Origin of the sequence: Vibrio neptunius, from assembly GCF_000967495.1 — a bacterium.
Classification (GTDB): Bacteria; Pseudomonadota; Gammaproteobacteria; order Enterobacterales; family Vibrionaceae; genus Vibrio; species Vibrio neptunius.
In genome coordinates this window covers 14,315-40,659 of sequence record NZ_JXXU01000041.1, presented here as the reverse complement: position 1 = coordinate 40,659, position 26,345 = coordinate 14,315, and the positions used below count along the sequence as shown (strand labels likewise).

The window sequence follows — 26,345 nt, the reverse complement described above, 5'->3', positions numbered from 1 at the left end:
AGCGATGACTTTAGCGACACAGCCAGCCAAGATACGTTAAGCGCCTTGGTCGAGGACTACCGCAGCCCAGATACCAAATGGTTGGCGGATAAGAACAAAGACAAACCCAGTCAATACGGTTTGGATGTGTTTACCACAGCCAACAATTATCACCTTGCTGCTGATGAGCTGGCTGAAATCATGCAAAAAAGCCACAGTGAGAAAAAAGACGGTACCTTAGTGGTGTTGTTTGACCCGGTTGGCCGCCAGGCAGATATTGCATTATCACTATCAATGCTGTTTCTCGCAGAGAAAGCCTTTGAAGCAAGTAGAGTTTATCCAAAGACTATTGGAGATATCATTTTACAATTACAAAATAACGGCAGTGAAGCCGTCAAAGAATCTATTAATGAAAATGTTGACCTGACGGAACTAAATAACTTTTACCAAGATAACTCTTTTGTTAAAGAGAAAGCGACATCGCAAAGGACAAAAATCTTAGACCTCTATTCCTCTTTTGCTTATAAGGATCTTGCTGATAACTCCTTAGGTTCTTTAAACGCTTATTTCGACCTTTATTTTTATTCTCTATCACCAAAGGATAAAGTGAAAGAGCTTGAAAAACTCAGTAAAGTGATGCAAACCACATTGGATGGAATAGAAGGGACCGAAGAAGGCCAAAAAGTTGTCTTTTATATGGTGAGTGACGAGGCTGCAGAAGATTCTGCCTACGTAACGTACCAACGGCATTTGGAAGCAATTCTACTTCAATGTCAGGATGGTGTTGATTGGAGTGATGTGACCCAAGCACTGATTAAAAACACAGCGAATATTTTAGAGTTTGTTTATTGTTGGATCTATTCATCTGCAAAATATGTACAAAAAGGCACGATAACGTCAGCACTCATTTTAAGACCGCTCGCTTTCACCAAACTATTAAACTTCATCCCTATCTTCTTTGAAAAAGGGTTCGGTATCAAAGAACTCGACGGAAATGTAAGAATCACTCTGGATAAACTGGCAGAAGTGTTAGCCAAAAACATTGATTCTGTTGGGAAAAATGACAGCCCTTTGAATAGAGTACTTACTGCTCATCATCATGGTAAGAAAATGATTAATTGGGCAAATAGTCAATGGAAGAACCGAATCCCTGAAATGGAATCAAGTGCCAAAAGTGCACAATGGCCTGAACTTGAAATTCCAAAGTTTGGTGGGCGTCACTCTAATTTTACTGCTGAGTCATCACTGGAGCTACTGGGTAAAGGAGGAGATGGCGTTATCGCTATGGTTTCATTACGCGCCAATATCGATGTACTTATTCAGCTACTGCAAAATAGTGCATTCGAGAACGCCGATCCTCTCAAACGTGGAACAGAAACGGATTCGATGCTCGACTATGCAAAATTAGTTGCGGCTTTGTCTGCGGGCATTACCGATTATGTGAGTGTTTCCCGTGCAAATCTACTCCTGCAAAAGAGATTGATAAATTCAAATCGCGTTTATTATGCATTGAGGTCTGGTTTACCCCAGTTATTTGCGGTAACGACAATTGGAGCAAGGAACGCGATAACGGCGAAGATGGATTCAATTATTGGAGGTTTAGAGAAAATTTCAACTGGAAAAGCGGTCTCTAAGCTAGTTGTGATTTCTAACTTGGCAGTCATGGCGTCATCTGGCCATGGAGCTTATGATGCCTATCAAACGGGCAATCGAGAATTATTTAATGGCCACATTTACACAATACTGAGTTCTGCCTTTTTCTTAGCGGGGCCTGTTATCGCGTTAAGAAATATGGCGACGATAAGATATGGTAATGCCTATTTCTTCCTCTTTGGCATGGTATTTTTGCTTGCGGCAGATGCGGCAAAAAAAATTGGCCTTAAGTCAGATTTTGATAACTTATTATATCGTGGGTTTTGGGGGAAAAGTAGAAAATATTCATTCTGGTATTTTGAAGGTGGTGGAAAAATTAAGATTCCAGATCGCCTATCAGAGGCTGCCAAAAATTTTCATGATGAAAAATATCAGCTTGCATTGCAAATTGAACAACAAGAGTTTTTAAATTATTTTTACCAGCCACGCATGCTTGTGGAGATCTCCGAGATATCTAAAACCAAAAAGTGTTATCAATACGAGTTTAGACTACCGAGCTTTACGCTTGGTCAATCAAATATCATTGCAGCGGTTTACAGCAAAAGAGTGATCAATTTAGGGCACACTTATCCAGCAACTAATGGTATGCAAATAAAGGCTTCTTTAAATACAGAAGCCACGCAAGCTTTTAGAAAAGCATTCTCTGAGGCGGAGACCGACTTAGAGAGGTTTCCACAATATAGCCCGCCTGAACTCTGTCAAAATTTCAATATCTACTTTTCGGTCATAATGGAGAGTGAACCTGGAGAAACACTGGAAGTTCGCTGGTATTATGAGCAAAGCCCGGGTGTCACAGTACCCAAGCGTATGGTCACAAATGATGGTAATTTAGTCACAACCTACCACGGTATGATTGATGGTAAGCATAGCAATATTGAACAGGATTAATCGATGAGCAGAGTCAATAGCGAAGAAACCCTGGTTAGGTTTCGGTATGCACAAAAGTTGGTGGATGGACGAGATGAATTTGTCAATCAGAAAGCTATAGCGCCTACTGATCAACCACCAGAGCCATTTATGCAGGTGACTGACGATATTATATCCATTCGTGATGCAAGGCATACTATTCGCTCCGTTTATCTTGTTCCTGTTGTGGTGGTCGTGTGGTTTCTCTTTATTTTTATACTCAGTGATTTGGGCTTAAATTCAGCTTCTATATCTCATGGGAAAGAGCAATTTAGTCGCTACCAAGAAGAAGAACAAAAAGGAGCTTATTTTGATGATTATGACCGAAGGAAGTATTCATATTATCAAACAATGTTTGCTAATAATGGAGATTATTCATTAGTCAATTATATTATAGCTGTCTACAAATATGGTCATGAAGGATTACGTGAGGGCTTAGAAATAGAATTAAAAGCTACAGGTGTGTCGGCTTTGATCGTTTTTCTTGTGAGTATGTTTTTCATAAGAACGTTAAGGCCTACTGATATTTTCTTTGATCGAAAACGCGGGATTGTATATACGTGGTTCTATGGACGTGTGGCCGCTTGTCGATTTGAACATTTGGGGTTCTTAGAGAAAAGTACGGGTATTGTTCTCTACTTATACGCTGAAAATAGAAAGGGTAAAGATGGCTACGATATGGTGCCGATCAGAATTCAACCGACGGGTAAAATAATTCTTAATACTGCCCGAGACAATAATGAGTTCTTTCAACAAATCTTCAACTTTATGGAAAATGGCAAAAGTACCGTCATTACCGGTGAGAAGTTTTACCGCCCTCAACCTAAAACATATTTTATGATTGATAAAAGACCAGAGCCTTTTGAAGCACGATTGGAAAAGCTTTTGCAACAAGAACACGTTCTTCCCAAATTGTATCGGTATTTACAAGAGTAGTGCGGCCCACAGGCCATGCAATACCGTCACGAAGGATAGATAGGCGTGCAAAGGGATTAATCGATGAGCAGAGTCAATACCCAAGAAACCCTGGTTAGGTTTCGGTATGCACAAAAGTTGATGGATGGGCGAGATGAATTTGTCAATCAGAAAGCTATAGCGCCTACTGATCAACCACCAGAGCCATTTATGCAGGTTACTGACGATATTATATCCATTCGCGATGCAAGGCATACTATTCGCTCCGTTTATCTTGTTCCTGTCGTAGTTGTATTTTGGTTGCTATCTATCTTTTTTATTAATGACTTGGGCTTAGACTCTTCTACTGTGCGATTTAGTCAAAAAATGCTCAACCATTATAAGTTAAAAGAAAGTGAGGGAGGGTACTTTAGCATTCATCAGAATCAGGAATACTCTTTCTATAAAACAGTATTTGATGAAGAAGGAAGCTATTCAATTATTAGCCATATTAAAGGGGTTCGTCTATATGGAAGCGAGGGTCAGAAAAATGCGCTTCGAAAAGGCCTTGTAGCTACTAGTATAACGGTTTTTTTTACCATTTTAATCACTTTATTTTTGATAAGAACCCCAAGGCCTGAAAATATTTTTTTTGATAGAAAACGTGGGATTGTTTATACGTGGTTCTATGGCCGTGTGGCCGCTTGTCGATTTGATAATTTGGGGTTCTTAGAGAAAAGTACGGGTATTGTTCTCTACTTATACGCTGAAAATAGAAAGGGTAAAGATGGCTACGATATGGTGCCGATCAGAATTCAACCGACGGGTAAATTAATTCTTAATACTGCCCGAGACAATAATGAGTTCTTTCAACAAATCTTCAACTTTATGGAAAATGGCAAAAGTACCGTCATTACCGGTGAGAAGTTTTACCGCCCTCAACCTAAAACATATTTTATGATTGATAAAAGACCAGAGCCTTTTGAAGTACGATTGGAAAAGCTTTTGCAACAAGAACACGTTCTTCCTAAATTGTATCGGTATTTACAAGAGTAGTGCGGCCCACAGGCCACGCGATATAGCGGTGATAGCAAAATGGAGCGTTGATGTATTTAAGCCATTGGCTCCGATGTTTTTGGCTAGTAAAAAGCAAAAACTAAGCAAAGCCAATGACGTTTTTATTGCTAAGGGTTTATCTAATCAACTGGGTAAAGCGACTAATCGGCAAGCAAACAGTCTGCAAACTGTTCCATGTCACCATCGACTTGCTCTAGTTTACCTTCGGCGAGACAGGCTAAATAGAAAGTATCATATCGTTTAAGCTGTTCTAGCGTATTACCGACACGATACTGAAAAACCTGATGCGTCTGCTTTAGTGCTTTGGCTTTGCAGTCACTCTCGAAAGGAACAAGTGTTTTATGGCAAGCTTGCGCCGATTCTATATTCAGACATTGATAGAAACGTTCGTCATGACACAGCATATTGGTTCCATCGATGACGCTATCGAATAGTGTAAATGATTCCTCACGCTGAGCGGCGTCGACGAACACTGACTCATCGTCGGTTTGTACAACAAAATTATGCTCTGCCAACACACGCTGTTGGTAAATGATTTCAAAGGTCCATACGCCTGCAACCAATTCTTCTGGGCTGGAAAATTGCCATAACGCCTGATTACGGTCATGTTCGAACATGGTATCCGGCCAACTGCTCACAGTGAACGCTTTCTGATTGCCTGCTGACTTAATTGGCGGATGAGTAACTCGGACTGTAATAGGAAAGGTTTCTGACCTACCATGATTGCTATTGGTGGTAACTTTATATTGAAAGCCGATAAAGTCACCCAATTCAGGGGCAATGATTTGGCTATATAGCGGCCTAAAGTTATCTTTAATGGATGGCTTCTTACCACCTTTTAGCACAGTTACCGTCGGAATGACGGCCCCTAATGCATCGTCCTCAAAGTGAGCTTTAGCCACGGGTGTACCCTCAATCGACAGGTATTTGATCTCTTGGTCGTCGTCTCGTGTAAAGCTTACCAAAGGGTTGTTGAATGCCAGCAAGCGTGTCAGTTGTTTGTTGTATTGAACATCTAACTGACTAATATTATTGTTGTTCAACTCTGCATCATGAAGTAGCGGAAGTGCCGATAAATTGATAGCCGAGAGTTGGTTGAAGCTGGCCATCACTCTATTGACCCTGCTAACGCCTGAAAGGTTGATATCTTGCAACTGGTTGTTGCGTACATTGAGCATAACCAACTGAGGATGCGTCTTGAGTATTATCTGTTTGAGCTGGTTATTCGGCAATTCCAAATGCCTGAGGCGAGTTAAATGAGAGACGTCCAACTCCTTTAAATTCGCCCCAGTGACAATCAATTCTTCAAGCTTATGGCTTTGGCTTAGGTCAAGCTCGGTTAGCTGACTTTGGCTAACACCAAGACGTTTCAGCTCAGTAAGATGTCCTAGCTCCAGTTCTTCAAGCTGAGTTTGATAGGCATATAAGCCAGTTAGTTTGCGGTTATTGCTTAGGTCGAGCTCGGTCAACGCGTTTCTGGAGATATTAATAAACTCAAGTTGAGGGTTGGAAGTGACATCGATGGTCGTTAAGCCATTCCCTGATACTGTTAAACGCTTGAGTTGTGGAAGTGAAGACAGATCAATACGCTCAATATTGTTTTCAACAAACTGAACATCTTGAGCTTGGGTAAAATAGCCCAGTTCACTGACGTCTTGAATATCACCGTAATTACAGATGATATGGGTGACTTGAGCGACTTCTTCAACATCAAGTTTTTTAATACAGCGCTCGAAAGCACTGTCTTTAAACTTGATCTCATTGATCAGTACGGGCTTAGGTGTGCTATTGCATCCTGATAAGGTCAATAACAGGGTAAGCAGCGAAATAAGGGGCTTCATTGAATTCCTAAAAATAATTATTTAACAATAGGTTATTGATGAATTCTATAGTATGCGGGTGTCATATGCGACCATAAGCATCACAAAATGCGCTAAGGAGAGCGAACGACACTGTTAACCAAAGACCGCATCGACTGAGCGTCACTATAGAGTGAGATGTTGCCTATTGCGTATCATCAGCGTTGAACGTTTTAGGGAGTGGCAAAGGGTCACTCTATATGGTTTGGTCCAAAATATATGGTCTTTGCACTTGATAGCGTGTAAAGAAGGAGAAGGATGACCTGATGTCATGCCTGCCTGAGTGGTATTTTGTTATGAAAAACGGTGGCTAAATCTGTCAAAACTCACGGTTAGAAGGGGCACAGCCCAGATACTGAAGAAGAACGTAGATACTTTCCTGAGAAAGCGCGACTCTACGAAACAAATCAGCGAAGGTGTCATCACCACCAAAACAGGTTTGAATGTAATGGTTAATCTCATGTTCTGCATAGCCTTCCACATACATGGTGCGAACCCATTGGTATTCGACAGCTTTTGGGTTAGACAGTGTTGTTTCGCTAAGTGTTGTTTGGATGAGGTTCACACCATCTCCTTCCTTCTACCTAATCGATTGCGGATTTAATCAAATAAAGATGAAGGAAAAATGACAGGTTAGCCGTGTTGACATAAATTTGACCAATAAAGGCCAAAAAGAGGCATTTAGCCTCTTTTTTACGCAGAATAATTACTTCAAATACTTTACATGCGCTTCCATTTCTTCACCTATTTGTTTGCGCATGTTCATCAATCGAATCGCTGAATCCCGCAGCTCAACGTCGTCCTCGGTTTCGGGTACCCATTCTGGCACAGGTGAAGGTTGTCCTTCCCCATCCACCGCCACCATGATGACAATACAATGCGTTGTTAGGCGATTTTTCAGCTCTTTTGGATCACTCGCTTGGACATCAATGGCAATGTGCATTGATGTTTTTCCTGTGTAAATGACCTTGGCGCTGACCTCAACCAAGTTACCGACATGTATCGGCGCAACAAAGCGGATACCCCCCGCATAAGCGGTGATACAGTACTTGCCACTCCAAGCAGCAGCATTCGCATAAGCGGCCAAGTCAATCCATTTCATGACGGCGCCACCGTGGACTTTACCACCGAAATTGACATCCCCAGGTTCAGCTAGAAAGCGTAGTGTTATATCGCGTTGACCATTGCTCATCTGTCAATCCTTCGTTTTTATGTGTTTGTTAAAACTATTAACAAACACTTCAATAAACTTCAATCAATAATTCCAGCTTAGTCGAAAAAACGTAGGAGCCCCAGAAATAAAGGGGTGTTTACCTATCTTGATACGTCAGAAGAGGGGGGGCTGGTGATCAAATTCGAGCAGCCATAACAGAGTCCATGATTTGCATGCTCTCAACGAAGTAAGGGTTGTATGTTAGACGCGCATGAACTTTGCCTGATTCATTGTAGCCCCAAGCCGAGTACCAAACTGGTTCACCTTGTACACATTTTTCTGCCTGTGCTTGTTCCTGACCATTGGAACAGATGACGTTCGTGCCGTTCACGCCATAGTTAGGGTTCTCCGGAGAGAACAGGAGTCCCATGTGAGAGCCATTGGAAATTCGTTGCTCTGGTAGCTTCATGCTGAAACGTGTCGAACGCGGTTCCGGAAGATCTTGCTCGCCTTGCCAAACCAAACGATTGTTAGGGTTGTGCATTCGGTGGGAGAAGATGTCAATCGAATACTGAGTGTTGATCACACGATCGCCTTCACTCATGAGCATAAAAACGGGTTTGCTGTAGTGGGTGGTAGCGAGCTGCTCTCTCACGACGGCAGACGTTTGATAGTAGACGGCCGCTGCATTCATTGGCAAGGAGTTATAACGTAATGGATTATCTTCAGGATCTTGGTCTGCCCAGGTAACGAAGTAGCTTGCTAACTCAGCAAACTTAACGGTAGACGAACCGGGTTCAAAAGCGGGAGAAAAAAGCAGAATACCGTTGATGTCTTGGTCGTTCAAAGCTTCAGAGGTTACAAGGTTTGCCCCTGTTGAGTAACCACCAACCCAGATGGAATCGGTCTGTTTTTTTAGGAGATCAATATGATGCTTTACAACGCCTTGCCAATCAGCAAGCCTAGGTAACTGAAGGTCTCCAACTTTGCTTGCATGTCCGGGAAGCAAAATGGTTCTGACTAGATAACCCTGTCCCGCGAGGTGAGTCGCGATGTCAGTGAAAGAATAAGGTGAATCTCCTAAGCCATGAACCAAGAGTACACCTTGGCCGTTCGGCGAGGCTGGGCGATATTCGTGTGGTAGGACTTGTGCCAATTCCTCTTGATGATCCGCTGTCATAAACAATCGGTTGTCCGTCAGCCATGCTTTTGTGTCCGCTACATAGCTTTCAAAGCTTGTTTGTTGGTAGCTGGGTAGTGTGTCCGCCTTTTCATACGCTGGATCTTTGGACGGCGAACTGCAGCCAACCAGTCCTGCTGTGACTGCGGCTGCAACATAAAAGACCAAGGCAATTTTTTTACGCATCATGTATTCAAGTTTGTCTGTTTTACTTTGATACGTCTTCATACTCTCCCTCCAGCACTGAACCTTTTGATTGTTGCTGAGCCGTGTTGGCGTTTTTCTTAATCGCCCTCTCAATCTTCTTTCCAGTAATCAGTGCCGCGATAGTAAGGGGTATCGCGAGAATCAGGCCAATGATAATGGTAAAGAAGCCAATAAACAGCGCAAGTACGCTCGACATCACTCTATTCATAATTGATACCTCTCTTTTAATACAAATACTAAACAATCGGAAATGAATGAAAGATGAATGAAACACTCTTAAACAAAAAAAGCCGTTCTCAGATGAAAACGGCAAGTACGGGGGTATATCGTTATAGTTGTGTTGTGGAGGTTTGCCCCTGATTGAACTCAGGGGCGATATTCGGTTATTTGGATGGGTAAGTTTTGTAACGAACACCCATCATCTGTTCCATACAGTGGATAACTTGGCAGCTGTAGCCGAATTCGTTGTCATACCAAATGTACAAAACACAGCGGTTGTCTTGAGCGATAGTCGCAGCACCATCAACCACACCAGCAAAACGTGAGCCGACTAAGTCGGTAGAAACGACTTCGGTTGACTCTGTGTAATCAATTTGTGCAGACAGCTCAGACGCCAGCGCCATTTCACGCAGGTAAGCGTTCAGTTCTTCTTTGTCTGTGCCTTTGTCTAGGTTTAGGTTAGCGATCGCCATGGACACGTTTGGTGTTGGGACACGAATCGCATTACCCGTCAACTTACCAGCAAGTTCAGGGAGCGCTTTTGCTACTGCTTTTGCAGCACCTGTTTCGGTGAGTACCATATTCAGAGAGGCACTACGTCCGCGACGTTCACCTGAGTGGAAGTTATCGATTAGGTTCTGGTCATTGGTGAATGAGTGAACCGTTTCGATATGACCAGAGACAACGCCATACTTATCGTTCATTGCTTTCAGAATTGGCGTAATGGCATTAGTGGTGCAACTTGCCGCAGATATGATGGTATCTTCGGCGTCGATCACCTTGTCGTTAACACCGAATACAACGTTCTTGATGTCACCTTTACCTGGAGCAGTAAGAAGGACTTTTTCTGCACCGTTACATTCAAGGTGTTGACTTAGCCCTTCTGCGTCACGCCAAACGCCTGTGTTGTCGACAACCAGAGCGTTGTGTATGCCATAGCTTGAGTAGTCGACGTCTTCCGGTTTGTTGGCGTAAATAAATTGAATGTAGTTGCCGTTAGCAATGATCGCTTTGCGTTCTTCGTCGACGACGATGCTGCCATTGAACTGACCATGCACTGAGTCACGGCGAAGTAGGCTTGCACGTTTTTCTAGGTCACCTTTTTTACCGCCGCGTACTACGACAGCGCGGAGGCGCAATGGGTAGCCCGGGCCACTTTTTTCGACTAATAGGCGAGTAAGCAAACGGCCAATACGACCAAAACCATAAAGTACGACATCGCGAGGCTCAGTGACGGTTTCACCGTTCATTGCGCCCATCAGAGAAGAATGCAGGAAGTCTTTGACACCGTGTTCGTCATCGCGACCTTTCCAGAATTGGTGCGCTAATTGGCCCACATCAATACGACATGGCGATAGCTCCATTTCTGATAGTGCTTTGATCAGCGGTAATGTTTGCTCCGCTGAAAGTGGCGTTCCTGTATAGCGACGAGCAAGACGATGCGTTTTGATAATGTCTATGGTCGCTGCATTCACCAGAGTTTTACCAAACAGTAGAACTTCGACGCCTTTCTCGCGATACAGTTGACCAAGTAGGGGAGAGATAGTTTCCGCAATCGTTTGGCTAGTTTGCCAGTCAAGGAGGTGTTTCTCTGGGCTCATTGTTTGTTTGGACCTTTCACGTTTTGGGGACTGACTCTACTTCACTGTGTAGGGGGAGTGAGTAGAGATAAAAAAGTGTTTTATTTATGTAATTTTTATGCGGCAGGATTGTAATGCCTAAAATCTTATTCTGCTAGAAAAATTAATTACAGAGTAAATCGCTAACATCATGGTCTAGAATACGTAAATTACGCTTAAATTAACCTATTGACATTTTTTAAATCTATTACTTAATTTTCGTAGAAAAATACTTGAAGCTCAAAAATAATGAAAATTTTTAAAATTGAACATTAGATAATTTGAATTGGAACATGTTAACAACTGAAAAAGTAAACAAAATTCTGGTGAATTGAATTTAACTAGTTAAGTAAACGTTTCACTTGTTTTGTGAGGCAGTGTGCATTGACTGTTGATCACGTTTTTTGACCTGCTTCCCTTTGCTCCTCAATAGATTTATTAATTTAGTGCGTGAAATAATACTAGCCGAGCACTTTTCAGGCTGATCGGCTTTGACGCGTGAAATAACCCCTTTGTACTGGGTTGGTAGTTTGTCTTAAAAATGCCGCTCGATATACCACGGCATGCTAGAGATGGAAAACAAAGAACGGTGTAGGACAGCGAACATTTGCGCAAAAAGATCCTGTGCCGCTCGAAAAATTCTCTCGATTTTGGTCTGGATAATAAGAACCAAATTTAATATCAACTAGTATTAACAGTCTAGTGGTTCAAAAAATGATTCGAAGGAACGAGTCTCCATGCTCCTCACTAACATATCAATCAAAAGCCGGTTGTTGATTTTATGTCTGATACCTACATTGGTGATCCTGATATTCACCGTGAATACGGTGACTCGTATTCAGGAGAGACTTTACAGCTACGCTGTCATTAGTGAGAAAAATAAGGCAGTCAGACATTTATCTGATTTTTCCAGATATGTGTATGAAGCGTTGGACTATCGAATTAGAGGTGAGAGTGCGGTGAGCGCGTTTGACATGGCGCAGCAATCTCTGAATTCAGCCGCCGAGGCGGCGCATACATCAGAACACGTACATTATGGCGTCAATGCCTCCAATAGAACTTTGAGTTACATTGAAAAGCTCAACGCATTGCTGCCACAACTGAAAACAGTGAATTCCCGTGAAAGCTTAGCGTTAGGACGGCTGATCTATGCGGCTTTGTATCAGTTATATAACGAGGTTCAATCGATAGAAAACAACAACCTTGAGCGCAAAGTACATCAGCTGGATCTTGTCTTGAGTGACCTGAACTGGCTGTATTTTTGGATGGAGCAGGAAGCTTGGCTCGCTCAGGAAATAAGAAGTGTTCGTCTCTCATATGCGGGCTATGCGGCGGACTATTTTAAGATCAGCGAGCGTCAACAATTTCACCTAGATAAGCTTATTGATTTGGGCGACGATTCCGAGCAAATCCATAGGCTACTCGATGTTCTTACCAGTCGCGATTTTCAGCGTGGGAGTCATTACAAGCAGCATATGTTGCTTACTCCCGGGAGTAAGGACAGGTTGGAGGATTTCGCGTTAGCGATTGAGCAGCGTAACGCGTTAGTGGAAAAACAACTTGCTATGTTTTCCGCTGAGCTTCATGAAGAACTCCAAATGAACATTAGAAAAGGCGAAAATGCGCTGTTGTCTTTAGCCATCGGTGGCTTCTTGGTGTTAGCCGTGATGTTTTTCTGGGGGACGAGTACCCTTTACAGAATCAATGCCAAGCTGGCACGGATCCTTGCTGTTATGGGGAGTATGCGCAACCATGGCCGTGCAGAATTTGTCCCAGAGGATGGTAACGATGAGTTTGCTAAGTTTGCCCGCAGCGTCAACTATATGATTCAAGCTCAGAAGGACTATGAACAGGAGCTGGTTATAGCCAAGGAAAGTGCCGAGGCGGCCAACCAAGCCAAAAGCGTATTTTTGGCCAACATGTCGCATGAAATTAGAACCCCTTTAAACGGTATCATAGGTATGACGGAGATTTTGTCTGACAGTCATTTAACGCCTTCACAGAAAGAGATTCTGAGCGATATTGATGTGTCTTCACATGCTCTGCTTATCCTTATTAACGATATTCTCGACTTATCGAAGATTGAGTCCGGTAACCTGACCTTATCGCCTAGCCATGCCGATGTTCGCGAATCTGTTTTTGAAGCAATGAATATGGTGAGTACCAAGGCGCTCAAACAACAGGTAGAGCTTAGCGTGATACTTTCTCCCAATATACCGGACAGTCTCTACATTGATGAATTTCGATATAAACAAGTTTTGCTGAACTTATTGAGTAATGCGGTGAAGTTTACTCAAGATGGCGCGGTATCAGTCACCATGACTATGGTGACTGAAGATGGAAAAGCGTATTTGGATTGCGGTATTTCGGATACGGGGGTGGGGTTCAATGAAGATAAGCTAGATGAGATTTTCCAGCCGTTTACCCAAGAAGATAGCAGTATTACTCGGCGCTATGGTGGCACAGGTTTAGGTTTGGCTATCTGTCGTCAAATTGCAGAGCTGATGGGGGGACGCATCACTGCTAACACCGCGCTCGGCGTCGGAAGCCGTTTTCATTTTTCTATTCCGGCCCATTCAGCCGTAGAGTCAAGTCGAGATAAAGTGAAAGGCAAAGCGTTGTGTATTACAAATGGCAGCCAATACACCTCTTTAATCGAGAGTGAATCTAACCGTTTCGGTTTGAGCGTCACCACTTTAAACACCACCAATGATGCGCTTGTGTTGGATGAGCCGTTTGATCTTATCTTCTATTGTTATCATGCCCATCATAGCTCTAGACGTGATCTCGCATCGCTCAGAGCGCGGTTTAATTTCTCAGAAATTATTGGTTTTCAGCATCACTTGTTCATGTTGCCTGATTCCGAGCCTCTTGTGTCATCTAATCTAACACTTCCTTTTTTGGGTAGCCGTTTTGAGACTGCGATTGACAAAGCACTCAACGGTATTCATGTGAATACCACTCAGATTGAACGGAGGAAAAGTAGAGCATATCACTCCAGTGAAAGCCGATGTATTTTGATCGTCGAAGATAATCTGATGAACCAAAAAATCGCGAGCTTCTTTCTCAGCCGCGTTGGGGTGGATTACCAAATAGCCAGTAATGGTGCTGAAGCAGTAAGTTTGTTTGAGTCAGGACAACAGTACACAGCGATTCTGATGGATTGTATGATGCCCGTCATGGACGGACTGACCGCAACGCGTCGCATTCGGGCGTTAGAAACGGAGCAGGAAATAAGCAGAACACCAATTATTGCTTTGACGGCCAGTGTTCTGCCGGAAGAGATAGACAGCTGTTTTGAGGCTGGAATGGATGCCTATCTGCCTAAGCCATACAAGTCACAACAGCTTTTTGATACTTTTGAGCGACTGCAGGTTGGCCTATAGGTCTTCCAGCGGTAGCCAGTTTACCTTTACGCCAGCTTGAAGGAACATATCTTGGCTTATTTTTATCTTATCACCCCAGCGTGACAGAAAATCTTCACTTTGTTCGGGACAGTGAACGGCTGAGATGCCTGTCTGGATGATTTTTGCTGCGCAGTTTGGGCAAGGGAAGTGCGTTACCCATATTTCACAACCATCCAAATCACGTTTGGCGAACAAAATAGCATTTTCTTCTGCGTGCAGTGTTTTGAGATATTTCATTTCCCTTTCATCGGTCATTGCACTATCGGAAATGCCGTGTGGATAGCCATTGAAGCCAACAGACACGATGCGATTTTGTTTAGTGATGACAGCACCCACTTGAGTAGAAGGGTCTTTACTCCATGAGCCGACAAGAACAGCCATTTGGTAAAAGCGTTGTGCCCATTTAGAAATCATTCAATCATTCCTCTAGGAAAGAAAACCCGGTGTAGGGGACTTATAAAAGTAGTGTGATACAGATCAGCTAATAATATCCTAATTTCCGCGGAGATAGTCCAGTAAAATCAGACTTTAGCTATGTTTGATTCAAGCCACTTCTATTTTATTTCGATAAGCCTCACATATCTTCGTGGCCATCTGGTTTTAGGATGGTCGCAAATGACTATTCTGCTTGTGCGATATCTCTTACAAATGCGTAAGTTTAATGACTGATAATGACATGGAGATTGTTGCTTTTGTTTTCTATGTGTATGTATTGTAAATGGTTTTAATTTTTTGTCGCTACGATGGTATCTACTAAGAGAAAAATCCGCCATTGTTAAAATTTGCCACTGGCATAATCTTAAGTTGTCAGCAGGGAGCAGACACGGAACAGGAAAGACCCAAGGATAGGTCATCTTCAGGACGAAGATTCGATTGTTTAGGAAGAACAATCGGCAAGGAAAGCAAAGGACATTAGCTGGACGCTAGTAACTAGGATGGTTACACCAAGGAAAGTTAATGGACGCTTAACGGACTAAGGCATTTTCTATCAGGATGATAGGTTCAGGGACACCGCTTAAGGAAAAAGCGATGGGAGTTAGCGAGGATAGCTAACGGGCTGGATTGCCGAGGACACCGCTAGGAAGGCGATGATACGGACAGTGCTGAAGGAATCAGCGTACTATCAAGGAATAGATGCAGGGAGCACCTATTAGTAGCCGGATTGCTGCGAGTAAGAATAAGCCCCACTAGGCGAAAGCTTAGTGGGGTTTTCTTTTTTATCACGACAAATAGCGCTAACAGGATTGAGCGATGATATTGCTGCCATCGATAGACAAGGGATGCTTGCGCCCCCCTATTCAGCAAGCTGGTATTAACGTTGGAAAGTAATCGTTTCTTCGCTCTCCAAGCAAATAGAAGTCGTCGCGGGTTGAGTTTGTGCGATCACTTTACCATGGCGGATCGAGTAACGAACGGGCACTTGGCGTCTGACAGCATCAAAGCCATTGTTGGCAGGTAGGATCAGCAAACTACCCGGTTTACCTTCTTCTAACCCGTACTTATGCTGGATGTTCAAAGTACGTGCCGAGTTGGTGCTGATGAGTTCCAATGAATTGTTGATTTGGTCATAACCCATCACCTGACAAACATGTAAACCCATATGGAGCACTTGCAGCATGTTTGCCGTCCCTAGTGGGTACCAAGGGTCGAAGACATCATCATGGCCGAAACACACATTGATATTAGCGTTGAGCATCTCTTTGACTCTAGTGACTCCACGGCGCTTCGGATAATCATCGAAGCGACCCTGTAAATGAATGTTGACCAAAGGGTTGGCGACAAAGTTAACTCCCGACATTCTCAACAAACGGAAAAGTCGCGAAGCATAGGCTCCGTTGTAAGAACCCATCGCTGTGGTGTGACTGGCTGTAACCTTATCTCCCATCTCATACTTTAGAGCGAGGGCAGCCAAGGTTTCGACAAAACGAGATTGTTCGTCGTCAATTTCATCACAATGTACGTCAATTAAGCGGTCATACTGTCTGGCCAACTCAAAGACATAGTGCAGAGACTCAATGCCATACTCGCGGGTAAACTCAAAATGCGGAATGGCACCGATCACGTCGGCGCCGATCTGCACGGCTTGTTCAAGTAACGCCTTACCGTTCGGGTAGGAGAGGATCCCTTCCTGGGGAAAAGCCACAATTTGAATATCTACCCACTCTTTCATCTCTTCGCGCAGTTCGACCATGGCTTTAAGTGCGACAAGGGTCGGGTCCGATACGTCGACATGAGTGCGTACGTGCTGAACACCATTGGCTATTTGCCATTTAAGAGTCTGCTTTGCGCGAGTTTTAACATCTTCCACTGACAGCATTTCTTTGCGTTCAGCCCAGCGTTCAATCCCCTCGAAAAGCGTGCCAGAAATATTCCATTTTGGCTCACCTGCTGTTTGCGTGGTGTCTAAGTGAATATGAGGCTCACAAAATGGAGCGACGGCGATGCCACCTTCTGCGTCTAACACCTGCCCACAGTGGTCAATAGCCATGTCGTTATCGACGATCCGTTGAAATTGCCCATGTTCAATCAGGATCTGCTTTACCCCTGCTTGGTGTTGTAGTTTGACATTTTTGATCAACAACTGAGTCATTGTGCGTCCTTACGCGATTTCTCGCTGAGTATTGTCTTGTTGATAAGAGGGTTGAGTACGACGTAGCGCAACGCGCTTCTTACACTACAGACATCATAGTACTTGAGCGTGCCATGATGCTAGAGGAGCCTAATTGTGCAGCACAAATGGCATTCTAGTTGGAGGTCCAGATATTGAGCCCAAAAGCGATGATAGCGGGAACATACAGTTTCTGGCATTAATTCAAGAGTAAACAAATCAGAGATTCATGAAGCGAATGCCGACAGCTGTGATTAAATCATGATGTCAGTGATTGGGAAGCTTTTAACGGATTTTTGTACTTTGGAATAATATTTTGCTGAAACTTGTATTTTTACATTTAAAGCCATTGATTTTTGGCGATAACAAGGAAGTGAAAAAATTCAGCCAGCCTCTGTTGATTTAAGTGAAAATAAGAAATTCATAGCAGTGACACATCAATGTAGTAATTTATAAAGAAGCTATTTGAGTGAGAGCAGGTAGAAAAAAAGCCAATCTCAATAAGTAAGATTGGCTTAAATAAGTGTGAACAAATTAGGTTCACTAACAACGTCAGTTGGCTAGGTGACCCTCGGCTTAAGAAGGGTCAATATTACATAAGCAGTATATGTGCCAACTTTTACAGTGCGCAATTGCTCAAAATTCGACCGTTAAATGGGTGTTTTAAAGCAACCGATTGCAATATGGAATTGCATTTTGCAAATCACCTCAATTTTGCTAATGATATTTAAGACAGTTTGAGTCTTGAGTTATCGTTATTTTTACTAGGTTGTGTTTGGAAAATGCTAGCTAAGCCACATTGGGGCTAAGTTTGAAACCATGGTCGTGTTTTATCTCTAAGAAGCAAGTGCGCTATTGAGTCATGCTAATTGGAGAGTACGCAAGAGTAATGACTGCACTCCAAAGCATGAAATTGGCTGAAATGACCAAACAAGGTGCTATGTGTATTTAAGTGCCCAAAAAGACAACTAAGCGGAGGGGACTATTTTGGGCAGATAGAATGGAAGCCGAGTTGATTTGGGCTTCCATATGTTAGGGGTTAAATCGAGTAGAAGTAATAGAGCTGAGATTTCATTCGAATGATGATACCTCGGATCACGTCAAGAAACGCCATGAAGCTAATCGGCTTCTCCCCACTGACCCAAGCAAGTCCAACAGAGCCGACAGGGATGTCATACTGGTCTGCTTCTTCAATCTTCAAACGCACAAAGTGATGTTTGTTTTGTAAGTTTTTGCCTGTGGTTGTGCGCACTGAATCATCAAAACCAAGTAGGTTACTTTGGGCTTCACCAGTCGCTTCGACGATGCCTTCTACTTTGGCCGAGAAAATCTTGCCCGGATAAACAGAGGTAGAAAACTCGGCACTTTGGCCCGGTTTAATGTTGCGGATCGCCTGATGGTTAACACGCATCAAGACATACTTTTCATCAGTGTACATTTGCAGTCTTGGCAGCATTGATACGCGTTGCCCTTCTCGCAATATAAAATTGGTCACAAAGCCATCAGCTGGAGCGTAAACCTTGGTACTGTCTAAATCCCATTTTGCTTTAGCGAGTTGTTCTTGCACTGTCTTCCAATCTGAATGCTTTGATTTGACAGCGAGTTCTGATTTTGCGATCGCCAACTTAGCTTTCTGAGTATCGACTTGCTTGGTTTTGAGTGTCGACTCTAAGGTTGTGACATTGTGCTGTGCTTTGGTGACGGCGGTTTCCTGTTTATCGATATCGCTTGCGGTGATGGTGTTATTCACAACACGATTTTGTTCTGTATAACGGGCCAACATTTTGTTTTGTAGACGGTAATCAGCCTTAGCCGCGGCCAGTTGGCTTTGTGTAGTTTTCAAATCCTGAACCATGGAAGCGTAGGTCGCTTGTGAGATTGAGATATCCTCAAATGCGACTTCAAGTTCAACCATCGCTGATTCTTCCGCCACTTTCGCTTGGTTATAAGCGATTTGATATTGTGTTGGGTCTATTTCGTAGATCAACTGTCCTTTTTTCACTTTTTGGTTGGGTTCGATGTGAATCTTGTCAACTTTGCCTGTGACGTTAGGCGAATCAGGGCGCAATTGAATATGAGGGGATTGCACGACTGAACCCCCTGATAAATCCATTGGAGTATAGTTAATTAGCCCGACCCAAACGAACATCAGCCAAGAGACCCCGCCGAAATAAGCGAACGATTTGGTCACCACATTCCAAGGCATACCAACAAGACGTAATAGGTAGATGAAAAGCGCCCAGACGGCCAAACCTTCTAACATTACAACTCCTCCTGTTGATCTTTCTCGTTTGGCGCGTGACGCCAAGTGTCGCGAAGATTAACGATGGCTTTTTCCATATCGACGAAGGCAAGTATTACTGCCACAACCCAAACCCAGTGCCAGATGAAACCAATCCATGTGAGTGCAGTGATCAAGCCGATTTGATGATGGTCTTTGCTGTGGGCTTTGTTGATGGGTAGTTCGTGAAACTTCCAGAATCCAAACAGCGCTGCACCGACAGTCGCGATTAAGACCACTGTCGCAACAACATGCAATGCCGTGTCTGCACCTGTTCCAACGAACGGGACACTCAATAAACTCATTCAAGGCTCCTTTATTTATAAGGTGTTGTATTGTGTGTCAGGTTTGAATAGTTGGATTAAATGTGACAGATTGATTCAAAATACATCCAGAATCGACGTGATTTGATTATGAATAAAGTGAGGTTTATGCGTGTGCTGGGAATTAGGCACATTCACCAAGAAGCGAGGCGGCGATACCAAATAGGCAATGAAGCGTTGGCGATACCAGAGTCGGCGTTTAGCAATCCGATGACATTGATACCTATGGTCGAAATCAATCGCTGGTTCGAGTCGCTAGAGAAGGTGACGGGCAATGCTGATGTCATTCTTGATATCAATCGTGATGTTGACGTGGGGCAGGTGGGGATGATTTCTCATTGGCTACTTTCTGGCAGCGATCTGGCCTCGACTATTCGTCGGGTGAATTATGGTTTTAGTAGTTTGCAAAGTGGTGCTTTTCTCTCAGCTTCTCTGAATGGCTCCCTGATAAAGTGGGCATACAGAAATCCCATGGTCGCCTCTGAATGTAAAGTTCACGATAGTGTTCGGATGGCGATGGCATTGATGAAGATCTTGCGTGCTTATTTGGGGCAAGATTTTTCACCACTCAGAGTACAGTTATCGGGTTCCCGTAAGAATACCACCAAATATCAAGCCTATTTTGGCTGTGAGGTAGCATGGAATCATCCGGCTACAGAAATATGGTTTCACTCGGAACTGCGTCTTGCGACTAAGCAGCAGACTAGGGTACAAAAAGGGCGTCTGGCGATGAATTTTGCAGACTTAGATGAACTGCTTAATATGCCCGACCCAGAAGATGAAGTGAAAGTCATCTACGAGATTTTCAATTACAGCCGTCACTATGGCTTGCCAACGGTCGATAATGTGTCGAACTTACTCGGGCTTTCAGTTCAGCAGTTTCAACGTCGGTTGCGTCATTTAGGTATGAACTTCACCACGGTGAGTGGTTATGTGTTGAGTAACATTGCCGTTGAAATGATGCGTCATGGTATCGAAGTGGCGGACATTGCGCCTCGCCTTGGGTATCAGAATATTGCAAGCTTTAACCGTATGTTTAAAAAGCATCGAGGTTTGACTCCCAATCAGTATGTTCAGCGGTACTACGCCTGATCCTTGCTGCGGATATCTAGTCAATCCATAGTGCGATGGTTCTCGCGCTTGCTCCATAGTTGGAATCGTGATTGTATGGAAGAAATATCATCAATTGAGGGAAGAATATGTGCCGCTGGTTAGCTTATCAGGGAGAGTCAATTTATCTGGATAAACTGGTCTATGAGCCGGAGCATTCGTTGGTGCACCAAAGTCTTGATGCAAGAAAAGCGGTGACGCGTGTTAATGCCGATGGTTTTGGACTCGGTTGGTACACAGAGCGGGATACTCCGGGGCAATTCCACGAAGTTCTGCCGGCATGGGGGGACGAGAACCTACGTTCTCTGACACATCACATACGTTCTCACCGTTTTATGGCGCATGTTCGCTCATCGACGGGGACACAGGTATCTCGCTCGAATTGTCACCCGTTTATCATCGATAATTGGATGTTCTTACATAATGGCCAAATTGGTGAGTTTGAGAAAGTAAAGTATGAGTTGCAAAAGCAGTTACCGGAATCGTTGTTTCTCAAGCGCATGGGCACTACAGACAGTGAACTCATTTTCTTGTTGATGCTCGAAAATGGTTTGCGAGAACAACCCGTTGAAGCGATACGCAAAACCATTCTTGATATTAGCCAGTTGCTTCAATCCAAAGGGATTGAAGAACCCTTAAAAGCATCGATTTGTATTTCTGATGGCGAGCAGTTTTGGGTGGTGCGTTATAGCTCAGATGATGACGCGCCAACGGTCTTTATTCGACAAGATGGCGCAAACATCGCTCTGGCTTCAGAGCCATTAGAGAAAAACGCTGAGTGGAAGAAAGTATCACCACAAAGTATTTTGTCAGTTAGGGGTGACAACGTCACTAGATACGCTCTTTAGCCTGACGTTGCTCTAGAGTTTGTCGCTTTCCCCATGGTAGAGATAGGAGGGCGAAAACAGCGACAGCATAAAGCATCGACCAACCTAAACAAATGAATACACCAGTGCATATGAGCAGTGAGAGGCCTGCTAACCATTGACTGATACCTGTCAGAAGTTTGCAGGCTGAAAGCATCGCCAAAAGGTAAACCAGTACGAAGATGCCATTGGCCAGTTTTAGGAAGAACTCCAGATCCAACCCTGAAATTTCTCCCACGAGACAGGAAAGGATGAGTACCACGCCGACCGCGAGTGTTGCATTTGCTGGCACACCACGAACTGAAACTCTGGCTAGGGCACTTTGAGGCTTGTATTCGCGCGCTTGTGACCAGACCATTCTTGAGAGGCTCTGTGTGTACAAATTCACGCTGGCAAAACAGGCAGCAAAACCAAGGACACTGATCAGCAGTTTCAATTGTTCACCAAACAGCATTTCTGATAGCCAAGGTATGGAGGCACTATCGAATTCGCTACTACCGTAAGCACCAAATTTAAGAATGACCACCGAACAGGCCCAATAGATTGCACCGGCAACAAAACAGCCGATGATGATCGCGATAGGGAAGTCCCGCTGCGGGTTCTTAAACTCTTCGCCCATATGAGCGAATGCTTCAATGCCAACAAAGCACCAAAACATCACGGCTAGTGCAGCCCCAATACTCCATGTCGATTCAGAGGTGAGCTCTGGCATCGTCAGATCTGGCGCACCCACATCACCTTTCCACCAGAAAGCCGCAACTAGAGTGAAAATACTGAGAGCGATGAGTGTCTGAAGGCGTCCCGATGACTTAGTACCAGCCAAATTGACTGCGATCAGAAGTAACACAGTGAGTAGTTGAGCGAAAATAGAAGAGTTAAGCGCTTCAGGCAGTAATTGCTGTAAAAAGCCCGCGGCTAGTGCCACCGCAGCCGGAACGCCAACTGGAATAACACTGACAAACAACCAAGCAACGCTTTTTTCTAGACGCTTATCAAACGCCTGACGAACGAAGTGGGCCGTGCCGCCAGCATTAGGGTAGCGCTTTCCGAGTTGAGCAAAGGTCAGTGCAATGGGACAGATGGCTACAAACAGAATCAGCCACGCCCAAAGTGAGAGTGAGCCGGCAATTCCGGCGGCAATAGCGGGTACCATAAATAGCCCAGTGCCCAGTAAGGTCGTTGACAGTTGTCCTATGCCCGAGAGTAATGTGATTTCTTGTTTTAGCTGACTCATGGTTTGCCTTTGCTGAAATTTTTTGTGACAGCTTAATCAAACTTATAGAAAAATACAGCAAGCAATGTGTCGTAGTTATATGTCAATTTGGCGGAAGTGAGGAGGGTGAATAGACAATTTGTACTCTTTCGCCGAGCGGACTTTTGTGTCACATTACCTGAAATCAACAGGATAAGTTGAGATATGACAGGAAGTAATATGGATAAGTTCGACGATCAAATTCTTAGTCTTTTAAAGCATGACGCCAGAGCCTCGGTCACGGATATTGCTCGGCAGGTCAACTTGTCACGTTCAGCCGTGACGGCCAGAATTCAGAAACTGGAACAGGAAAACGTTATTCTTGGCTATCATGCCAACATTGCACAAGATGAAACGGATCTGATACAGGCTTATATGGCGTTAAAGTTCGACATGTCTGAGTCTTCTCATTATTGTGAATATTATGCTGAGACTATTTGCAACATCGAGGGTGTGAAAGGGTGTCATGCTATCACTGGAGAAACCGACATGATGTTGTTTGTCGAAGTTCCGACCATGACAAGGCTCAATGAAATTCGTGATCAGCTACAAGCAATCCCCGAACTGCGTCATCTAATGACTCACACTGTACTTACGGAGTTCCTCAATACACGCCATGTCTCTTAACCATATCAATCTCAACTTGTTACGTTCGCTACAGGTATTGCTTGAAGAGTGCCATGTCAGTAGAGCCGCGAATAGACTCAACATTACCCAATCAGCTGTCAGCCGCCAGCTTGCTCAGTTAAGAGACTTGTGTGGCGACCCATTATTGGTCCGCGAAGGCAACGCGTTGGTACCGACACCAAGAGCGTTGGTCATGCAGGGGAAACTTAACCTCTTATTGGGTGAATTTGAGCAACTGCTGCATGACAAACCTTTCGATCCACGAACATGGAAGCAAGAATTTGTGCTCTCTTCCAGTGACTATGTCGCTCAATACATAGTGCCAGATGTGGTCGCGGTGATGGTCGAACAGTCGCCCAACGTCAACCTCGCTTATCGTCTTTGGCAGCCCGAATATCTGCTGAATTTTGGTGAAACCGGTATTCACTTGGCATCGACCATGCAGCCGGAGAAACCCGCTAATGTGACCAGTGTGAAAATTGGTGAAGACAAGTCAGTCTGTCTGATGCGAAAATCTCACCCATTGTCGGCCCTGCAAACTCTGACAGAAGAACAGCTGGTGGGTTACCCCCATTTAAAGGTCACTGGGGGGGGAGATAAAGACTCAAGCACAGATAACGTTCTCAAATCGCTTGGCTATGAAAGACGAATTGCTTTAAAAGTCCCGTTCTTTTCCGCAGCGGCCAACGCGTTGGTTTCCAGTGATTATCTGATGGTGGTGCCGGAGCATATTGCGTTGAACTTGTCGGCTAACTACCCTCTTGAATACCGCCCTTTACCGTTTGATACTGACGCTCATCAGTATTGGCTGATGTGGCACCCCAAATACGATCAGGATAAAGCGCATCAATGGATGCGTGAGAGGGTACTTCATGCCATGCGAACATCAAGTTACTCTGTGGGTATGATTTGACTTCATAGCCGATATAATAAACTTTGATTTCAAATCATTTATTGGCTGCGATAGTTTAGCGATATGGAATCAGCCTCAGGAAACAACAATGACACTCACAATCTGGCTATCACTTTTTACCATTTGTATTTTAGGAGCCATGTCTCCTGGCCCGAGCCTCGCTATGGTTGCCAAACATAGTTTGGCGGGAGGACGAACCAATGGTTTAGCAGCGGCTTGGGCTCATGCTCTGGGGATTGGCATTTACGCCTTTATTACTCTGATCGGCCTAGCGGTTGTGCTACAACAGTCTCCATTGCTTTTCAAAGCGATCAGTTACTCTGGTGCCGCGTATCTGGCGTACCTTGGTTACAATGCTCTTCGATCAAAAGGAGGTGTGGCCGCGAAGCTGGAATCGGGAGAGCACACATCGGCTTGGCAATCGGCTAAGGAAGGGTTTCTTATCTCCATGCTAAGCCCTAAGATTGCGCTGTTCTTTATCGCGCTTTTTAGCCAGTTTGTTGCCGTTGGGGACAGTTTAACCGCCAAAGCCTTGATTGTTCTGACCCCACTCGTAGTCGATGGCTTGTGGTATACCCTGATAACGTTCTTGTTATCGAGTCCCCGTTTATTGGACAAAATTCGCTCTAAAGCACAACTGATTGACCGTTTGTCTGGCGCAGTACTGATCTTTTTAGCAGTGCGAGTGGTAATGACGGTGTAAGATAGCGAACACGAACAAGAGTACTCTCAAAGGAGCCATCGGCTCCTTTTGTCATGATTGGAGACGAAATAATGATTAGACTTGCTGTGATTGGGACCAACTGGATCACTGATCAGTTCATTGAAGCGGCGTTGAAGACAGAACAATATCTTTTGGCTGGTGTGTATTCTCGCTCTATCGAGAAAGCGAAAGCGTTTGCTGAGAAATACGCATCTCCCGCTCTGTTTGATGATTTTGCAGAGCTAGCGGCGTCGAAGTCGATCGATGTCGTTTATATCGCTAGCCCCAACTCGCTGCATGCGCCACAAGCATTGAAATTACTCGAGGCAGGTAAGCATGTTATTTGCGAGAAGCCATTGGCTGCGAATGATACGCTAGCTCAACAGATGTATCAGACTGCGTTGGCGAATGATGTGGTTCTTTTTGAGGCTTTCATGTCGCCACATACACCGAATTTTAAGCGACTGAAAGAGCAAAGTCAGAACATTGGTCAGATCCGAAAAGCCTTGATTACCTACTGCCAGTATTCTTCACGTTATCCTAAGTATCTGGCTGGTGAAACCCCAAACACCTTTAACCCTGCCTTCGCCAATGGTTCGATTATGGACATTGGTTACTACTGTGTGGGTTCAGCGGTAGAGTTGTTTGGTGAACCTCTCAGTGTCAAAGCACAGGCTCAGATGCTCGACAGTGGCGTAGATGGTAGCGGGAGCGTCATCCTTGGCTATGACGGTTTTGAAGTGGTGCTTCAGCACTCCAAGACCAGTGACTCTTATTTACCGAGTGAAATTCAGGGTGAAGAAGGAGCGCTGCTAATGGAGATGATTTCAACGGGCAAAAAGCTGACAAAAATCACCCGAGGTGGCGTTGGTGTGGATTTGAGCGTAAAGCAAGACCCAAATCCGATGTATTACGAAGCTCTGGCGTTTGCTCAGCAATTTGAAACGAAAAAAATTGATCAAGCGTGTATGCAGCGCTCGCTGATTGTGGCTAAATTGTTGACAGAAATTCGCAAGCAAACGGGTGTCACATTCCCGACAGACGTATAAGAGAGAAAGATATGCAAGCCGAAGTAAAATGGGTCGAAGATTTTAAATTTCTTGGTCACTCTCAATCTGGTCATTCCGTAGTGATGGATGGCAATGGCGGTGCCACAGCACCCAGCCCAATGGAAATGGTCTTGATGGCCGCTGGCGGATGTAGCTCAGTTGACGTTGTGGACGGGCTTAAAGAAGCAGGACAAAAGGTCACTAGCTGCACTGCAAAACTCACGACAGAGCGACGTGAAACTGCGCCTCGTATCTTCACCAAAGTCAATATTCACTTTGAGGTGTCGGGAGACAATCTGGATACAGACATTGTCGCAAAAGTAACAGCAGACTCTTTGCAAAAGTACTGTTCAGTGTGTCTGATGCTAGGTGCTGGCGTCGAAATGACCCACAGTTGGGAAATCGTTTAGCCTGTTCAATTATGTGGAAAGCCGAGTTTACAACTCGGCTTTTTTGTAAA

At 44.2% G+C, this 26,345-nt stretch carries 22 protein-coding genes; 11 read left to right on the top strand and 11 right to left on the bottom strand.

Annotated elements, in window-relative coordinates:
* From TW84_RS24595 to TW84_RS14195, 3 genes are all read left to right on the top strand, one after another.
* A partial coding sequence (locus tag TW84_RS24595) for a hypothetical protein (protein WP_045976292.1) occupies positions 1-2,520 on the top strand: 2,520 nt, incomplete at its 5' end.
* 3 nt (positions 2,521-2,523) lie between these two features.
* Positions 2,524-3,474 carry a hypothetical protein gene (locus TW84_RS14200; protein WP_045976291.1) on the top strand — a complete coding sequence of 317 codons (951 nt, stop codon included), beginning with the start codon at positions 2,524-2,526 and terminating at the stop codon, positions 3,472-3,474.
* Positions 3,475-3,537: 63 nt separating this feature from the next.
* Positions 3,538-4,488 carry a hypothetical protein gene (locus TW84_RS14195; RefSeq protein ID WP_045976290.1) on the top strand — a complete coding sequence of 317 codons (951 nt, stop codon included), beginning with the start codon at positions 3,538-3,540 and terminating at the stop codon, positions 4,486-4,488.
* Positions 4,489-4,649: 161 nt separating this feature from the next.
* Here TW84_RS14195 and TW84_RS14190 read toward each other — a convergent pair whose 3' ends face one another.
* The 6 genes from TW84_RS14190 to TW84_RS14165 all read right to left on the bottom strand — a co-directional run bounded on the left by TW84_RS14190 (position 4,650) and on the right by TW84_RS14165 (position 10,728).
* Entirely contained in the window at positions 4,650-6,350 is a 1,701-nt protein-coding gene (locus TW84_RS14190) for a DUF3859 domain-containing protein (protein WP_045976289.1), read from the bottom strand.
* Positions 6,351-6,687: 337 nt separating this feature from the next.
* Complete coding sequence (locus TW84_RS14185) at positions 6,688-6,933, bottom strand: hypothetical protein (RefSeq protein WP_045976288.1); 246 nt, start codon at positions 6,931-6,933, stop codon at positions 6,688-6,690.
* A 141-nt stretch (positions 6,934-7,074) separates the two neighbouring features.
* Positions 7,075-7,560: an acyl-CoA thioesterase gene (locus TW84_RS14180; RefSeq protein WP_045976287.1), complete on the bottom strand. Its 486-nt coding sequence runs from the start codon at positions 7,558-7,560 to the stop codon at positions 7,075-7,077.
* Between the two features lie 157 nt (positions 7,561-7,717).
* Entirely contained in the window at positions 7,718-8,890 is a 1,173-nt protein-coding gene (locus TW84_RS14175) for an alpha/beta hydrolase (protein WP_045976295.1), read from the bottom strand.
* Between the two features lie 19 nt (positions 8,891-8,909).
* The gene (locus TW84_RS14170) at positions 8,910-9,116 is read right to left on the bottom strand and encodes an FxsA family protein (RefSeq protein ID WP_045976286.1); all 207 of its coding nucleotides are present in this window, start codon (positions 9,114-9,116) and stop codon (positions 8,910-8,912) included.
* Positions 9,117-9,291: 175 nt separating this feature from the next.
* Positions 9,292-10,728, bottom strand: coding sequence for a glyceraldehyde-3-phosphate dehydrogenase (locus TW84_RS14165; protein WP_045976285.1), 1,437 nt, complete (start codon positions 10,726-10,728; stop codon positions 9,292-9,294).
* 755 nt (positions 10,729-11,483) lie between these two features.
* Between TW84_RS14165 and TW84_RS14160 the strand changes: the two genes are divergently transcribed.
* Positions 11,484-14,132 (top strand): hybrid sensor histidine kinase/response regulator, encoded by a 2,649-nt coding sequence (locus TW84_RS14160; RefSeq protein WP_045976284.1) that lies wholly within the window; start codon positions 11,484-11,486, stop codon positions 14,130-14,132.
* On the opposite strand, the gene TW84_RS14155 is transcribed toward TW84_RS14160, so the two are convergent.
* From TW84_RS14155 to TW84_RS14140, 4 genes are all read right to left on the bottom strand, one after another.
* Complete coding sequence (locus TW84_RS14155) at positions 14,127-14,567, bottom strand: dCMP deaminase family protein (protein ID WP_045976283.1); 441 nt, start codon at positions 14,565-14,567, stop codon at positions 14,127-14,129. The two genes, TW84_RS14160 and TW84_RS14155, sit on opposite strands and share 6 nt — an antisense overlap.
* Before the next feature lie 898 nt (positions 14,568-15,465).
* Positions 15,466-16,743 carry a cytosine deaminase gene (locus TW84_RS14150; RefSeq protein WP_045976282.1) on the bottom strand — a complete coding sequence of 426 codons (1,278 nt, stop codon included), beginning with the start codon at positions 16,741-16,743 and terminating at the stop codon, positions 15,466-15,468.
* A gap of 1,057 nt (positions 16,744-17,800) precedes the next feature.
* Positions 17,801-19,024 (bottom strand): HlyD family secretion protein, encoded by a 1,224-nt coding sequence (locus TW84_RS14145; RefSeq protein ID WP_045976281.1) that lies wholly within the window; start codon positions 19,022-19,024, stop codon positions 17,801-17,803.
* Complete coding sequence (locus tag TW84_RS14140) at positions 19,024-19,347, bottom strand: hypothetical protein (RefSeq protein ID WP_045976280.1); 324 nt, start codon at positions 19,345-19,347, stop codon at positions 19,024-19,026. Before TW84_RS14140 ends, TW84_RS14145 begins: the two co-directional genes overlap by 1 nt.
* A 108-nt stretch (positions 19,348-19,455) precedes the next feature.
* Here TW84_RS14140 and TW84_RS14135 point away from each other — a divergent pair, with 108 nt between their 5' ends.
* Both TW84_RS14135 and TW84_RS14130 read left to right on the top strand, forming a co-directional pair.
* A complete protein-coding gene (locus TW84_RS14135; RefSeq protein ID WP_240478186.1) occupies positions 19,456-20,457 on the top strand; it encodes an AraC family transcriptional regulator in 1,002 nt (333 codons plus the stop codon).
* A 107-nt stretch (positions 20,458-20,564) separates the two neighbouring features.
* Complete coding sequence (locus tag TW84_RS14130) at positions 20,565-21,323, top strand: class II glutamine amidotransferase (RefSeq protein WP_045976278.1); 759 nt, start codon at positions 20,565-20,567, stop codon at positions 21,321-21,323.
* Here TW84_RS14130 and yjeH read toward each other — a convergent pair.
* Positions 21,307-22,575 carry an L-methionine/branched-chain amino acid transporter gene (gene yjeH / locus TW84_RS14125; protein WP_045976277.1) on the bottom strand — a complete coding sequence of 423 codons (1,269 nt, stop codon included), beginning with the start codon at positions 22,573-22,575 and terminating at the stop codon, positions 21,307-21,309. The genes TW84_RS14130 and yjeH overlap by 17 nt on opposite strands.
* A gap of 198 nt (positions 22,576-22,773) precedes the next feature.
* Here yjeH and TW84_RS14120 point away from each other — a divergent pair, with 198 nt between their 5' ends.
* The 5 genes from TW84_RS14120 to TW84_RS14100 all read left to right on the top strand — a co-directional run bounded on the left by TW84_RS14120 (position 22,774) and on the right by TW84_RS14100 (position 26,295).
* Positions 22,774-23,220, top strand: a complete 447-nt coding sequence (locus TW84_RS14120) for an Lrp/AsnC family transcriptional regulator (protein ID WP_045976276.1) — start codon at positions 22,774-22,776, stop codon at positions 23,218-23,220.
* A complete protein-coding gene (locus TW84_RS14115; protein WP_045976275.1) occupies positions 23,210-24,133 on the top strand; it encodes a LysR family transcriptional regulator in 924 nt (307 codons plus the stop codon). Before TW84_RS14120 ends, TW84_RS14115 begins: the two co-directional genes overlap by 11 nt.
* 88 nt (positions 24,134-24,221) lie before the next feature.
* Entirely contained in the window at positions 24,222-24,836 is a 615-nt protein-coding gene (locus TW84_RS14110; protein ID WP_045976274.1) for a LysE family translocator, read from the top strand.
* A 71-nt stretch (positions 24,837-24,907) separates the two neighbouring features.
* Positions 24,908-25,885, top strand: coding sequence for a Gfo/Idh/MocA family protein (locus TW84_RS14105; protein ID WP_045976294.1), 978 nt, complete (start codon positions 24,908-24,910; stop codon positions 25,883-25,885).
* An 11-nt stretch (positions 25,886-25,896) separates the two neighbouring features.
* On the top strand, positions 25,897-26,295 hold the full coding sequence (locus TW84_RS14100) for an OsmC family protein (protein ID WP_045976273.1): 399 nt from the start codon (positions 25,897-25,899) through the stop codon (positions 26,293-26,295).
* The last annotated feature ends 50 nt before the right edge of the window (positions 26,296-26,345 follow it).